This window comes from Aeromonas sp. R4-2, assembly GCF_040908295.1.
Taxonomy (GTDB): Bacteria; Pseudomonadota; Gammaproteobacteria; order Enterobacterales; family Aeromonadaceae; genus Aeromonas; species Aeromonas veronii.
Genome location: NZ_JBFODL010000024.1, coordinates 176,814 through 188,834 on the forward strand (window position 1 = coordinate 176,814; position 12,021 = coordinate 188,834).

16 protein-coding genes are annotated in these 12,021 nt (G+C 58.6%); 8 read left to right on the plus strand and 8 right to left on the minus strand.

What is annotated here, in order from left to right; all coding sequences use genetic code 11:
• Position 1: 1 nt before the first annotated feature.
• From hpf to AB5Y99_RS19045, 7 genes are all read right to left on the minus strand, one after another.
• A complete protein-coding gene (gene hpf, locus AB5Y99_RS19015; RefSeq protein ID WP_005336323.1) occupies positions 2 to 289 on the minus strand; it encodes a ribosome hibernation promoting factor in 288 nt (95 codons plus the stop codon).
• 20 nt (positions 290 to 309) lie between these two features.
• Positions 310 to 1,749 carry an RNA polymerase factor sigma-54 gene (locus tag AB5Y99_RS19020; RefSeq protein WP_005336331.1) on the minus strand — a complete coding sequence of 480 codons (1,440 nt, stop codon included), beginning with the start codon at positions 1,747 to 1,749 and terminating at the stop codon, positions 310 to 312.
• A 65-nt stretch (positions 1,750 to 1,814) separates the two neighbouring features.
• Positions 1,815 to 2,540 (minus strand): LPS export ABC transporter ATP-binding protein, encoded by a 726-nt coding sequence (lptB, locus tag AB5Y99_RS19025; RefSeq protein ID WP_323892368.1) that lies wholly within the window; start codon positions 2,538 to 2,540, stop codon positions 1,815 to 1,817.
• Positions 2,541 to 2,543: 3 nt separating this feature from the next.
• Complete coding sequence (gene lptA / locus AB5Y99_RS19030; protein WP_040068817.1) at positions 2,544 to 3,071, minus strand: lipopolysaccharide transport periplasmic protein LptA; 528 nt, start codon at positions 3,069 to 3,071, stop codon at positions 2,544 to 2,546.
• Positions 3,058 to 3,618 (minus strand): LPS export ABC transporter periplasmic protein LptC, encoded by a 561-nt coding sequence (gene lptC / locus AB5Y99_RS19035; protein ID WP_005336338.1) that lies wholly within the window; start codon positions 3,616 to 3,618, stop codon positions 3,058 to 3,060. Before lptC ends, lptA begins: the two co-directional genes overlap by 14 nt.
• Entirely contained in the window at positions 3,615 to 4,169 is a 555-nt protein-coding gene (gene kdsC / locus AB5Y99_RS19040; protein ID WP_101530526.1) for a 3-deoxy-manno-octulosonate-8-phosphatase KdsC, read from the minus strand. The genes lptC and kdsC overlap by 4 nt, the downstream gene beginning before the upstream one ends.
• Positions 4,169 to 5,164, minus strand: coding sequence for a KpsF/GutQ family sugar-phosphate isomerase (locus tag AB5Y99_RS19045; protein WP_005336342.1), 996 nt, complete (start codon positions 5,162 to 5,164; stop codon positions 4,169 to 4,171). The genes kdsC and AB5Y99_RS19045 overlap by 1 nt, the downstream gene beginning before the upstream one ends.
• Before the next feature lie 207 nt (positions 5,165 to 5,371).
• On the opposite strand from AB5Y99_RS19045, the gene mlaF reads away from it, so the two are divergent.
• Genes mlaF through murA form a run of 7 tightly spaced genes read left to right on the plus strand, consistent with a single transcriptional unit; the run spans position 5,372 to position 9,892 of the window.
• A complete protein-coding gene (mlaF, locus tag AB5Y99_RS19050; RefSeq protein ID WP_005336343.1) occupies positions 5,372 to 6,172 on the plus strand; it encodes a phospholipid ABC transporter ATP-binding protein MlaF in 801 nt (266 codons plus the stop codon).
• Positions 6,172 to 6,951 carry a lipid asymmetry maintenance ABC transporter permease subunit MlaE gene (mlaE, locus tag AB5Y99_RS19055; RefSeq protein ID WP_005355158.1) on the plus strand — a complete coding sequence of 260 codons (780 nt, stop codon included), beginning with the start codon at positions 6,172 to 6,174 and terminating at the stop codon, positions 6,949 to 6,951. The genes mlaF and mlaE overlap by 1 nt, the downstream gene beginning before the upstream one ends.
• A 7-nt stretch (positions 6,952 to 6,958) precedes the next feature.
• Positions 6,959 to 7,456 (plus strand): outer membrane lipid asymmetry maintenance protein MlaD, encoded by a 498-nt coding sequence (mlaD, locus tag AB5Y99_RS19060; RefSeq protein ID WP_005336348.1) that lies wholly within the window; start codon positions 6,959 to 6,961, stop codon positions 7,454 to 7,456.
• Between the two features lie 2 nt (positions 7,457 to 7,458).
• Entirely contained in the window at positions 7,459 to 8,091 is a 633-nt protein-coding gene (locus AB5Y99_RS19065; protein ID WP_368210524.1) for an ABC transporter substrate-binding protein, read from the plus strand.
• The gene (locus tag AB5Y99_RS19070; protein WP_279491549.1) at positions 8,088 to 8,360 is read left to right on the plus strand and encodes a lipid asymmetry maintenance protein MlaB; all 273 of its coding nucleotides are present in this window, start codon (positions 8,088 to 8,090) and stop codon (positions 8,358 to 8,360) included. The genes AB5Y99_RS19065 and AB5Y99_RS19070 overlap by 4 nt, the downstream gene beginning before the upstream one ends.
• Positions 8,360 to 8,617, plus strand: coding sequence for a BolA family iron metabolism protein IbaG (ibaG, locus tag AB5Y99_RS19075; protein WP_005306001.1), 258 nt, complete (start codon positions 8,360 to 8,362; stop codon positions 8,615 to 8,617). The genes AB5Y99_RS19070 and ibaG overlap by 1 nt, the downstream gene beginning before the upstream one ends.
• Before the next feature lie 18 nt (positions 8,618 to 8,635).
• Positions 8,636 to 9,892 carry a UDP-N-acetylglucosamine 1-carboxyvinyltransferase gene (gene murA, locus AB5Y99_RS19080; protein WP_005336355.1) on the plus strand — a complete coding sequence of 419 codons (1,257 nt, stop codon included), beginning with the start codon at positions 8,636 to 8,638 and terminating at the stop codon, positions 9,890 to 9,892.
• Positions 9,893 to 9,981: 89 nt separating this feature from the next.
• Here murA and pmbA read toward each other — a convergent pair whose 3' ends face one another.
• Positions 9,982 to 11,325 carry a metalloprotease PmbA gene (gene pmbA, locus AB5Y99_RS19085; RefSeq protein WP_040068810.1) on the minus strand — a complete coding sequence of 448 codons (1,344 nt, stop codon included), beginning with the start codon at positions 11,323 to 11,325 and terminating at the stop codon, positions 9,982 to 9,984.
• 114 nt (positions 11,326 to 11,439) lie between these two features.
• Between pmbA and yjgA the strand changes: the two genes are divergently transcribed.
• A complete protein-coding gene (gene yjgA, locus AB5Y99_RS19090) occupies positions 11,440 to 11,964 on the plus strand; it encodes a ribosome biogenesis factor YjgA (RefSeq protein ID WP_005336359.1) in 525 nt (174 codons plus the stop codon).
• Positions 11,965 to 12,021 lie beyond the last annotated feature (57 nt).

Genomic DNA, 12,021 nt, shown 5'->3' on the forward strand with positions numbered 1-12,021 from the left:
GTTATTTTTTATTTAACTTATCTTTGTGCTTGATGATCTGCCTGTCCAGCTTGTCGAGCAAGGTGTCTATCGCAGCATACATATCGGCATGTTCAGAGTTGGCAAACACTTCGCCACCGCTGACGTGCAATTTGGCTTCCGCTATCTGGTTCAGTTTTTCCACGCTAAGCACCACATGAACATTGTTGATGTGGTCGAAGTGACGCTCGAGTTTGGCAAATTTGTTATTCACATAATCACGCAGAGCTTCGGTGATCTCGACATGGTGTCCGGTCAGGTTAATTTGCATAACATCATCCTTTTGTTTGCCTAAACCAGGCGTTTGCGCTGATTGGAAGGTGGGATAAACAAGGATTCGCGATACTTAGCGATCGTGCGTCTCGCCACCATAATACCCTGTTCGGCCAGCAAATCCGCGATCTTGCTATCACTTAACGGCTTGGCAGGATTCTCTGCCGTGACCAGCTTCTTGATGAGCGCGCGAATTGCGGTCGATGAGCACTCTCCTCCTCCTTCGGTGTTCACATGGCTGGAGAAAAAAAACTTCAATTCGAAGATACCACGGGGGGTATGCATGTACTTCTGGGTCGTCACCCGGGAGATGGTCGACTCATGCATCTCTACCGCTTCGGCGATGTCATTGAGCACCATCGGCTTCATCGCCTCTTCACCATACTCGAAAAAGCCCTGTTGCTGCTCGACAATGCAACTGGCCACTTTCAGCAGGGTGTCATTGCGACTTTCCAGGCTCTTGATGAACCACTTGGCTTCCTGCAAATGGGAGCGAATAAACTGGGTGTCGGTGCTGCTGCGGGCGTTACGTGCCATGGCGGCATAGGTCTCGTTGACCCGGATGCGGGGGGCGGAGTCGGGATTGAGCTCGACCACCCACTTGCTGCCCTTCTTGACCACGGAGACGTCGGGGATCACGTACTGGGAGTCGCTCTGGATGATGCCGTTACCGGGACGCGGCTCCAGCAGCTGGATCAGATCCAGCACCTCCTTGAGGTCGCTCTCTTTGAGTTTTGTCTTGCGGGCGAGGGTGCGGTAATCCCGGTTGCCGAGCAGCTCCATGTGCTCGAGGATCACCTCCTTGGCCTCGTTGAGCCAGGGGGTCTGCGGGTCATACTGATCCAGCTGGATCAGCAAACACTCCTGCACAGAACGTGCAGCAATGCCGACCGGATCGAAGTGCTGCACCCGCTTGAGTACCGCCTCGACCTCATCGAGTTCCACCTCTACGTCATCGCTGGTGACGGCAGCCTGAATATCCTCCAGCGCAACGGTCAGATAACCGGATTCGTCGATGGCATCGATGATGGCGAGCGCGATGGCGGCATCCACATCGCTGAAAGGTGTGAGCCGCATCTGCCACAGCAGATAATCCTGCAGGTTTTCGGTAGTTTCACCCTGATAGACGCTATCTTCCCCATCGTGGATGGGGCCCGCACTTTGGGCAGTGCCGGCAGAGTAAACCTCGTCCCAGGTGGTATCCACCGGTAACTCGTCCGGCATCTGCTCCTGAGCCATGGCATCGCTGGAATCCAGCTGGCTGGCATCGACCGGCGCTTCCGGACTGGTCTCTTGCGCCTCGCTCTCTTCCTGCTCCAGCAGAGGGTTGTTTTCGAGCGCTTGCTGAATTTCCTGCTGAAGTTCCAGAGTGGAGAGCTGGAGCAGACGAATCGCTTGTTGTAATTGCGGCGTCATGGTCAGGGACTGACCGAGACGCAACTGTAATGTCGGCTTCATCTACGTCGGGATATCCTTATGTTCAGCGAGGCACTCGTCAAAGGAAATGAAGGCATGCCCCCTTACTATAGACTGAATTGATCGCCCAAATAGACGCGCTTGACCTGCTCATCGGCAAGGATGTCAGCCGGTGCACCTTCGGCAATCATCTTGCCGTGGCTGACGATATAGGCCTTCTCACATACGTCCAGAGTCTCTCTGACGTTGTGGTCGGTAATCAAGACGCCAAGACCTCTATCTTTCAGATGCTGAATGATCTTCTTGATGTCTATCACAGAAATCGGGTCAACCCCTGCAAAGGGTTCATCCAGCAGAATAAAACGCGGCTCGGCCGCCAGCGCACGGGCGATCTCGACCCGACGGCGTTCACCGCCGGAGAGGCTCTGACCCAGGTTGTCGCGAATGTGGGTGATATTGAACTCTTCCAGCAGTTGCTGAACTTTGTCCTCACGCTCCTCGCGACTCAACCCCTTGCGGGTCTGCATCACGCCCATCAGGTTGTCGAACACCGACAGGCGACGGAAGATTGAGGCCTCCTGCGGCAGGTAACCGATGCCATTGCGCGCGCGCGCATGCATGGGCTGCAGGCTGATGTCCTGATCGTCGATGGTGATGAGACCGGCATCGCGCTGCACCAGCCCCACAATCATGTAGAAGGAGGTGGTCTTGCCCGCCCCGTTGGGGCCGAGCAGGCCGACAATCTGGCCAGTGCCCACTTCAAGGCTGACGTCACTCACCACCATGCGGCGCTTATAGCTCTTCTGCAGGCCCACTGCTTTTAACACTGCCATGGCTTATTTTCCCTGCTTCTTCTGGTCGGCGGGCTTGTCGAAATTCTCTACCTGATCCGGCAGGAACACGGTTTTGACCCGCTGGCTCGGGCTCTTGCTCTCGGCAATCATCTTCTGTTTGACGATGTCGTAGCGGATTAGATCGCCATTGACCTGGCTATCTTCCTGCTTGAGCTGACCGTTGCCGGTGATGGTCACCAGCCGGTTCTTCAGCTCGTAGCGGATGGTATTGCCGTGGGCATTGACCGGCTTGCCGTTATCCAGGATCTGGAAGAAGGTGGCGGGCTTGCCGTAGGCAGTCATCACCTCGGCCCCTTTCTCGCCGGAGCGGGTCACTACCACCTTGTCAGCCTTGATCCGGATGGTGCCCTGATTGATGGTCACATCCTCTTCGAAGGTGATGCGGTTGTCCTGCATCTCGGCCACCTGTTTGACGGCATCGACGTAAACCTTCTCGGCAAAGTCGGACTCTTTGGCGGTCACCGCACCACACAACAATAGGGCTGCGAGGGCCAGATTAGCGTTTTTCATTGAAATAGATGGCATGGCCTTGATCCAGTAACTCAAAATATTTGCGGTCCAGATGGCCCTTGAGGCCAACCCCTTGGGTCTGGAAATCCCGACCCAGAATGTTCACTTCCCGGTTGCTGCGCACATCCTGTGTCACCAGATCCAGCTCCAGATAGGGGGTATCCAGTGTGGAGATAAAGGAAGTAGGCAGCAGACCATCCAGATGCACCTTGTCCCGCAGGATGACGTTGTCGCCGGTGTTGAGCACGCCGGTTTCGGCGGTCACCTTCCACTCGGCAGCCCCCTGATCGTCATACATGTAGACCACCGGCTTGTCGAAGGTGGCCTGCTCGAGGATTTGATAATACTCGGCGTAGGTCGACTCCAGCCGCTCGGTGCGCTTGCCGTTGATATCAAAACGGGTGGTCACCAGATCTTTGGCGACAAAATCCGGCTGATAGTTTTCGATTTTGACGGCGCTCTCAGGCACCAGCTCAACCTTGCCCAACTGCCAGGCAACCAGCGCGACCAGAAACAACAGGGCAAACAACAGGGTCTGTCTGCTCATACCGAGGCCTCGGGCTGATAATCGTCGTGGCCCTGCGCCTGCAAAATGAGGTCACACACCTCACGCACCGCGCCCATGCCACCGCCAAGCCGGGTCACCATATCGGCACGACTCAGCACCAGCGGATGGGCATCGGCCACCGCGATACCCAGGCCGCAGGCGGCCATCACCGGCAGATCGATGGTGTCATCGCCCATATAGGCGGCCTGTTCAGCAGTCAGCCCCAGCTTGGCCAGCAGCGCTTCGAAGTGAGGCAGCTTTTTATCAGCCCCCTGCACCACATGAGCCACCCCCAGGCTTTTCATCCGATCGCTGACGATACGGGAGTTGCGCCCAGTGATGATGGCGATCTCGATCCCGGCATTGAGCAGTGCTCGCATGCCCGCACCATCACGGGTGCAGAAGGTTTTCAGCTCTTCGCCGTTGTTTCCCATGTAGATGAGGCCGTTGGAGAGCACCCCGTCCACATCGCACACCAGCAGGCGGATTTGCGCCGCCTTCTCAAACTGGCTGCGCGTCACCGGACCATAGAGGGTCGGTACGTTTTGCATCAAATTACTCCGGCTTTCAGCAGGTCGTGCATGTTGAAGGCGCCGAGCGGGCGTTTCTCTTCATCCACGACCAGTAATCCGTTGATTTTTCTCGTTTCCATCAGCTTGACGGCTTCCGCAGCCATCATCTCTGGACCTACGGTAACACAGTTGGCCGTCATCACGCGGCTGATGGGGGTGTGATGGATATCGATCTGCTGGTCAAGAATGCGGCGCAGGTCGCCATCGGTAAAGAGCCCGGCCAGCAGGCCATTGCCATCGACCACTGCCGTCATACCGAGTCCCTTGCGGCTCACTTCCAGCAGCGCCTGGCTGATGGTGGCATCTATCCCTACCCGGGGCAACAGATCGCCACTGTGCATCAGGTCGCCGACCCGCAGCAACAGACGCTTGCCCAGGGAACCGCCCGGGTGAGAGAGGGCGAAGTCATCGGCGGTAAAACCGCGTGCTTCCAGCAGGGCGACCGCCAGGGCATCGCCCATCACCAGAGTTGCCGTGGTGCTGGAAGTGGGTGCCAGACCCAGCGGGCAGGCCTCTTTCTCCACCTTGATGCACAGGTGCACGTTGGCCTCTTTGGCCATGGTGGAGGCGGGATTGCCGGTCATGCAGATGAGCGGAATGCCGCGGCGCTTGAGTACCGGCAGCAGAGCCAGAATTTCGTCGCTCTCACCGGAGTTGGAGATGGCGATGATAAGATCGCCGCTGGAGATCATCCCCAGATCGCCATGACTCGCTTCTCCCGGGTGAAGGAAGAAGGCCGGTGTGCCGGTGCTGGCGAGGGTGGCGGCGATCTTGCTGCCGATATGGCCCGATTTGCCCATGCCGGTGACCACTATCTTGCCACCGCAGCGCAGCACCATTTCGCACGCCTTGTCGAAGGCGTCGTTCAGATACTGATAGAGTCCATCAATGGCTTGCTTTTCTGTGTCCAGCACCGCGCGGGCACTGCGACGAAAATCGAACAGTTCAGACACTTTCTCAGGCTTTACAGACATAAAGACACAGCTCCGGGCCGAAATTAGCTGCGGGATTATAAAAAAGTCTGCCCGGATAAGCGAATCGGATGGCAAGTCCCGCTCTCAATGACGCACTTTGTTACAGAAAACTGTCGTGCAAATGGGCTTGCAGCCTGTTCAATAGTTGTTCCTTGCTGTTGCTTAGACCTAGACTACCCCATAAAATTCGCACCTCATTTACACCGGATGGACAATTGTTTGAACAATGACCTGATCACCATCTCCGATCTGACCTTCAGTCACGGAGATCGGCTGTTGTATGACGGGATCAACCTGACCATTCCTCGTGGCAAGGTAACCGCCGTCATGGGCCCGAGCGGCATCGGTAAAACCACCCTGCTGCGGCTGATCGGTGGCCAGCTCAAGCCGGAGTCCGGTCACATTCTGTTTGACGGGGAAGATATCCCCACCCTCTCCCGTTCGCGCCTCTATGAAGTGCGCAAACGGATGAGCATGCTGTTCCAGAGCGGCGCCCTGTTTACCGGCATGACGGTCTACGACAACGTGGCCTTCCCGCTGCGGGAGCACTCCGGCCTGCCGGAGGAGCTGATCCACACCATCGTCATGATGAAACTGCAGGCGGTGGGCTTGCGCGGCGCAGCGAAACTGATGCCCTCCGAGCTCTCCGGCGGCATGGCGCGCCGGGCAGCGCTGGCTCGGGCCATCGCCCTTGACCCCGACCTCATCATGTATGACGAGCCGTTTGTCGGGCAGGACCCCATCACCATGGCGGTACTGGTCAAACTGATCAAGGAGCTGAACGATGCCCTCGGTATCACCTCCGTCATCGTCACCCACGACGTGAAAGAGGTGCTGAGCATCGCCGATTACGCCTACATCATTGCCAATCGCAAGGTGGTGGCGCACGGTACGCCGGATCAGCTGCGCGAGGAGCACAATCCCGAAGTCGAGCAGTTCCTCAAAGGATTGCCCGATGGTCCTGTTCCGTTTCATTTTCCGGCAGGCGATCTGCTACAGGATCTCTGATGTTGATAAGTCAAATAAGCAAGCTGGGGCGGGTCGGAGTGCGGTTTATCAGCTCCGTCGGTCGCGCCACCATCATGTTGTTCCATGCGCTGGCGGGCAAACCCGAACCGCGCAAGCACTTCCCGCTGCTGATCCAGCAGTTGTATGTGGTGGGCGTACAGTCGGTGGCCATCATTCTGGTCTCCGGCCTGTTCATCGGCATGGTGCTCTCGCTGCAGGGTTACAACGTATTGAAGGATTTCGGCGCCGAGCAGAGCCTGGGTCCGCTGGTCTCCCTCTCCCTGCTGCGGGAGCTGGGTCCTGTGGTCACGGCGCTGCTGTTTGCCGGCCGTGCTGGTTCGGCCCTGACCGCTGAAATTGGCCTGATGAAGGCCACCGAGCAACTTTCAAGCCTCGAGATGATGGCGGTCGACCCGCTGCGCCGGGTGGTCGCCCCCCGCTTCTGGGCTGGCGTCATCAGCATGCCGCTGCTGGCCTTTATGTTCAGCCTGATCGGCATCTTCGGCGGCAAGCTGGTCGGCGTGGACTGGCTCGGCGTGGACGAAGGGGGCTTCTGGTCTGCCATGCAGGCCTCCGTCGACTGGCATGAAGACATCATGCAGGGCGCCATCAAGAGCCTGATTTTCGCCCTGGTGGTCACCTGGATTGCGCTCTTTAACGGCTATGATGCCAAGCCGACCTCGGCCGGGATCAGTCAGGCCACGACCCGAACTGTGGTCCACTCATCCCTCGCCGTGCTCGGCCTGGATTTTATACTCACTGCAGTCATGTTTGGATAAGGTAAAGATGAAGTTCAGCAAAGTAGAATTCCTGGTCGGCACCTTCATGCTGGCTGGCATCGGTGCCATTCTGGCACTGGCCCTGCAAGTGGCCGGTTTGAGCTTCAAACCGGAAGGAGAAACCTATACCCTGCGCGCGCATTTCGATAATATCGGCGGCCTGAAAGTGCGTTCGCCGGTCAAGGTCGGCGGCGTGGTGGTCGGTCGGGTCAGCGACATCGTACTGGACCCGAAAACCCAGGTGCCCGAAGTGACCCTGATGATGCAAAAGAGCGCTGGCGAGTTCGCCGATACCAGTTCCCTCTCCATCCTCACCTCCGGTCTGCTCGGCGAGCAGTACATCGGTCTGGCCCCCGGCTTCAGCGATGAGGAGATGGGCACCGAGATGCTCAAGGATGGCGACCTGATTGAAGACACCAAATCCGCCATCGTACTGGAAGATCTGATTGGCAAGTTCCTCTACAGCCAATCCTCCGACAGCAAATCAGACAGCAAGAAGGAGTAATCATGTTCAAGAAAATCGCCCTGCTGCTGGGCCTGATGACCAGCATGCTCTTTTCCCTGTCTGCCCCGGCCGCAGTCGATGCCACCGACCCCAACGCGTTGGTGGATCAGGCTGCCAAGCAGACCTTTGCCCGCCTGAAGGCCGATCAGGCCCAGGTGAAAAGCAATCCGGATCACCTGCGGGTGATCATCCGCGAAGAGCTGCTGCCCTATGTGGACAACCGCTTCGCCGCCTACAAGGTGCTTGGCAACCAGATTAAAGAGACCACCGAAGCGCAGCGCAATGCCTTCGTCGAGGTGTTCACCGAGTACATGGTGAGCTCCTACGCCGATGCGCTGGCCCATTTTGACAAGCAGACCGTCAAGGTCGAGCCGGGCAAAGCTCCCAGCGGCAACATCACCGCCGTCAATGTCAGCGTGAAAGAGGCCGGCAAGCCGGACATCTTCCTCGAGTTCAAGCTGCGCAAGAACAACAAGACCGGCGAATGGAAAGCCTTCGACATGGTGGCAGAGGGGATCAGCCTGCTCTCCGCCAAGCAGAGCGAGCTGGGCGGCCTCATTCGCCAGAATGGCATCGATGCAGTGATCGCCCAGTTGCGCGAGCACAACGCCAAGCCGCTGGTACTCAAACCATGACCCTCAACGGTGAGCTGCAGGCGCCACAGGTCAATGACCTGTGGCAACGCCGCGCCGAATGGTGGCAGGACGACCAGCTCGAGCTCGGCGGCGTCACCACCCTCGACTCCGCCGGACTGGCCCTGCTGGTCAAATGGGCCAAAGCCGTATTAGCGCGAGGCGCCACACCGCAACTGGTGGGCGCCTCCAGTGATTTCTATACCCTGGCCAACCTCTACGGGGTGGCCGGGCTGTTTCAGTCAACCCCGCTCACAACTGAGGACGCATAATGCAAGTCTCTGAAATTGAAGCGATACTCCTTGAGGCTCTGCCATTGTCCGAAGTCCATGTCAAAGGGGACGGTAGTCACTACCAAGTGATCGCCGTCGGTGACATGTTTGACGGCATGAGCCGGGTCAAGAAGCAGCAGGCCATCTATGCCCCGCTGATGGACAAGATCGCCAGCAACGCCATTCACGCCCTCTCCATCAAGGCGTTCACCGACGCCGAGTGGAAACGCGAACGTAAATTCCTATTGCCCTCCTGATTTGGTAACGAAGTAAAAATGGACAAATTCAAAATCGATGGTCGTTGTACTCTCAACGGCGAAGTGACCATCTCCGGCGCCAAAAACGCCGCGCTGCCGATCCTGTTCGCAACCCTGCTCTGTGATGAAGAGGTTCACCTCTCCAACGTGCCGCGCCTGAAAGATGTGGGCACCACCATCAAGCTGCTGGAAATGCTGGGCGCCACCACCAAGGTCAACGGCAATGTGACCGTGCTGACCGGTGCCGTGAACAACCACGTTGCCCCCTACGAGCTGGTGAAGACCATGCGCGCCTCCATTCTGGCGCTGGGCCCGCTGGCCGCCCGTTTCGGCGCGGCTGACGTCTCCCTGCCCGGCGGCTGCGCCATCGGTGCCCGTCCGGTCAACCTGCACGTCCACGGCCTGGAGCTGATGGGCGCCAAGATCACCATCGAAGATGGTTACATCAAGGCCCGTGTCGATGGTCGCCTGAAAGGCGCCCACATCCTGATGGATATGGTCTCCGTGACCGGTACCGAAAACCTGATGATGGCCGCGACCCTGGCTGATGGCCGCACCGTGATCGAAAACGCCGCACGCGAGCCGGAAGTGGTCGATCTGGCCAACTTCCTCAATACTCTGGGCGCCAAGATTCAGGGTGCGGGCACCGACACCCTGACCATCGACGGTGTCGAGCGTCTGCACGGCGGCAACTACAGTGTGCAGCCTGACCGCATCGAAACCGGAACCTTCCTGGTGGGCGCAGCGGTCACCGGCGGCAAGATCACCTGCCGCAAGACCGACCCGACCCTGCTGGAAGCGGTACTGGTCAAGCTGGAAGAGGCTGGCGCCCTGATTGAGAAGGGTGAAGACTGGATCACCCTCGACATGACTGGCCGCACCCTCAAGCCGGTCACCATCAAGACCGCCCCCTACCCGGCCTTCCCGACCGACATGCAGGCACAGTTCACCGTGCTGAACGCCGTCGCCAAAGGCACCGGCATGGTCACCGAGACCATCTTCGAGAACCGCTTCATGCACGTTCCCGAACTGGTACGGATGGGCGCAGACATCGAACTGCAGGGCAACGTAGCCATCTGCCGTGACACCGAGCAACTCAAGGGTGCCCAGGTAATGGCGACCGATCTGCGCGCCTCCGCCAGTCTGGTACTGGCCGGCTTCGTGGCCGAAGGCTCCACCATCGTCGACCGTATCTATCACATCGACCGTGGCTACGAAGACATCGAGCAGAAGCTGCAGGGTCTGGGTGGCCGCATCGAGCGCATCAAGGGCTGATAGCCCACTGATCGCAGGCCGATAAAAAGGCCCCCTCGCGTTGGCGAGGGGGCCTTTTTCATGGTTTCGGTTCTCTGTTGAAACCGGGATCAGTGACCCGCCAGCTTCATATTCTCTACCAGCACCGAGCCGGTCTTGAGACTGGATCGCTCATCCTCGTCACGGCCCACCGCCACGATGTGGCTGAACATCTCGGCCAGATTGCCGGCGATGGTGATCTCCTCGACCGGATAGGCTATTTCGCCATTCTCGACCCAGAAACCGGCGGCGCCGCGGGAGTAGTCGCCATTGACGATATTGACCCCCTGCCCCATCAGCTCGGTCACCAACAGGCCGGTGCCCATCTCTTTCAGCATGCCCTGAAAATCCTGGCCGGTATTGGAAACCTGCCAGTTGTGGATGCCACCGGCATGACCCGTGGTGGTCAACCCCAGCTTGCGAGCGGAGTAGGAGGTAAGCAGCCAACTCATCAGCTCGCCGTTACGGATGATATCCATATCGCGGGTACGCACCCCTTCCCCATCGAACGGGGTACTGGCGAGCCCGCCCAGCAGGTGGGGGAACTCCTGAATAGTGAGCCACTCGGGCAGGATCTGCTTGCCCAACTTGTCGAGCAGGAAGCTCGACTTGCGATAGAGGTTGCCACCGCTGATAGCCATCACCAGATGGCCCCACAGGCCGGAGGCTGTGTCAGGGTGGAACAGCACAGGCGCATGACGGGTAGAGATCTTGCGGGCGCCGAGGCGGGAGACGGTACGCTCAACGGCTTCGTCGGCAATGCGCTGCGGGCTCCAGAGCCCGTCGAGGGTACGGCTGGAGGAGTAGCCGTAATCCCGTTGCATGTCGCCATCCTGCTCGCCGATCAGCACGCAGCTCAGAGAGTTGCGCGACGCCGCGTAGCCTTTGACGAAGCCGTGGCTGTTGCCATAGACCTTGATGCCAAGATGGCTGGAGAAACCGGCGCCGTCGGAGTGCTTGATACGGGCATCGCGACCCAGAGCGAGTCGTTCGCACTCGATGGCCAGTTCGATCCCGCGCTGGGGATCCAGCTCGATTTGGTGACACAGTTGCAGATCGGGGGCATCCCAGGCCAGCAGCTCGGCGTCCGCCAGACCGGCGCAATCATCGGCCGAGGTGTGACGGGCAATCTCGATGGCCGCTTCAACGGCGGCACGAATGGCGGGTTTGCTCAGATCGGTGGTCGAGGAGGATCCTTTGCAACCATCGCGATAGACGGCAATGCCGAGGGCGCCATCCTTATTGAATTCAATGCTTTCCAGTTCACAACCCCGGGTGTTCACCGACAACCCGGTCTGCTTGCTGATGGAGACTTCGGCCAGCGAGGCGCCCAGTCCCTTGGCTATCTCCAGGGCTTCGGCAACCACGGCCTCGAGATGGGCTTGATCCTGGCGGATTTGGTCTTGCTGATCCATAACTCACATCTGTATGAAAGAAGGAAAGGGGGGTAAGCATATCAGACCCCTGCGCCCAGCGGGAGAAGCTGGTAACATATCCGCCAAACGTGAATGACAGGAATCAAGAGACCGATGAGTCAATATCAAGACGACAACGAGTTCGAAGACTGGGGCCCCAGCAAGAGCCAGCTCAAGCGCGATGCCGAAGCATTGCAGAAAATGGGGGAAGAGATCGTCTCCCTCAGCCACAGCGAGCTGGAAAAAATCCCGTTGGATGAAGAGCTTGCAGAAGCTGTCGAGCTGGGTCGCAAACTCAAGCCGAAGAAGGATGAGTCCTTCCGTCGCCATCTGCAGTTCATCGGCCGCCTGATGCGCAGCCGCGATATCGAGCCGATTGCCGAAGCGCTTTCCATCATCAAGAACCGTCACTCCACCGTGAATGCACGTCTGCATCGGCTGGAGCAGTGGCGAGAGCGCCTGATCACCGAAGGTGACAGCGCCCTCAACGAGCTGATGTCCCAGTTCCACGAGCTGGATCGCCAGAAACTGCGCCAGCTGATCCGCTCCGCCAACAAGGAGCGGGAGCTGAACAAGCCGCCGGTCGCCTACCGCGAGATGTACCAGTATCTGCGCGGCGAGATCGAAGACCTGCTGTGATCCCCGAAACACGCCTCCCCTCGGGGAGGCGTGTTTCTATTGATGCCTTTTTCTCTC

Coding starts and splice junctions, on each gene's coding strand:
- AB5Y99_RS19070 (WP_279491549.1), top strand. CDS start 8,088: ATGACCCTCAACGGTGAGCTGCAGGCGCCACAGGTCAATGACCTGTGG.
- kdsC (WP_101530526.1), bottom strand. CDS start 4,169: ATGCAAAACGTACCGACCCTCTATGGTCCGGTGACGCGCAGCCAGTTT.
- lptA (WP_040068817.1), bottom strand. CDS start 3,071: ATGAAAAACGCTAATCTGGCCCTCGCAGCCCTATTGTTGTGTGGTGCG.
- lptB (WP_323892368.1), bottom strand. CDS start 2,540: ATGGCAGTGTTAAAAGCAGTGGGCCTGCAGAAGAGCTATAAGCGCCGC.
- mlaD (WP_005336348.1), top strand. CDS start 6,959: ATGAAGTTCAGCAAAGTAGAATTCCTGGTCGGCACCTTCATGCTGGCT.
- lptC (WP_005336338.1), bottom strand. CDS start 3,618: ATGAGCAGACAGACCCTGTTGTTTGCCCTGTTGTTTCTGGTCGCGCTG.
- hpf (WP_005336323.1), bottom strand. CDS start 289: ATGCAAATTAACCTGACCGGACACCATGTCGAGATCACCGAAGCTCTG.
- murA (WP_005336355.1), top strand. CDS start 8,636: ATGGACAAATTCAAAATCGATGGTCGTTGTACTCTCAACGGCGAAGTG.
- mlaF (WP_005336343.1), top strand. CDS start 5,372: ATGGACAATTGTTTGAACAATGACCTGATCACCATCTCCGATCTGACC.
- pmbA (WP_040068810.1), bottom strand. CDS start 11,325: ATGGATCAGCAAGACCAAATCCGCCAGGATCAAGCCCATCTCGAGGCC.
- AB5Y99_RS19065 (WP_368210524.1), top strand. CDS start 7,459: ATGTTCAAGAAAATCGCCCTGCTGCTGGGCCTGATGACCAGCATGCTC.
- mlaE (WP_005355158.1), top strand. CDS start 6,172: ATGTTGATAAGTCAAATAAGCAAGCTGGGGCGGGTCGGAGTGCGGTTT.
- AB5Y99_RS19045 (WP_005336342.1), bottom strand. CDS start 5,164: ATGTCTGTAAAGCCTGAGAAAGTGTCTGAACTGTTCGATTTTCGTCGC.
- yjgA (WP_005336359.1), top strand. CDS start 11,440: ATGAGTCAATATCAAGACGACAACGAGTTCGAAGACTGGGGCCCCAGC.
- AB5Y99_RS19020 (WP_005336331.1), bottom strand. CDS start 1,749: ATGAAGCCGACATTACAGTTGCGTCTCGGTCAGTCCCTGACCATGACG.
- ibaG (WP_005306001.1), top strand. CDS start 8,360: ATGCAAGTCTCTGAAATTGAAGCGATACTCCTTGAGGCTCTGCCATTG.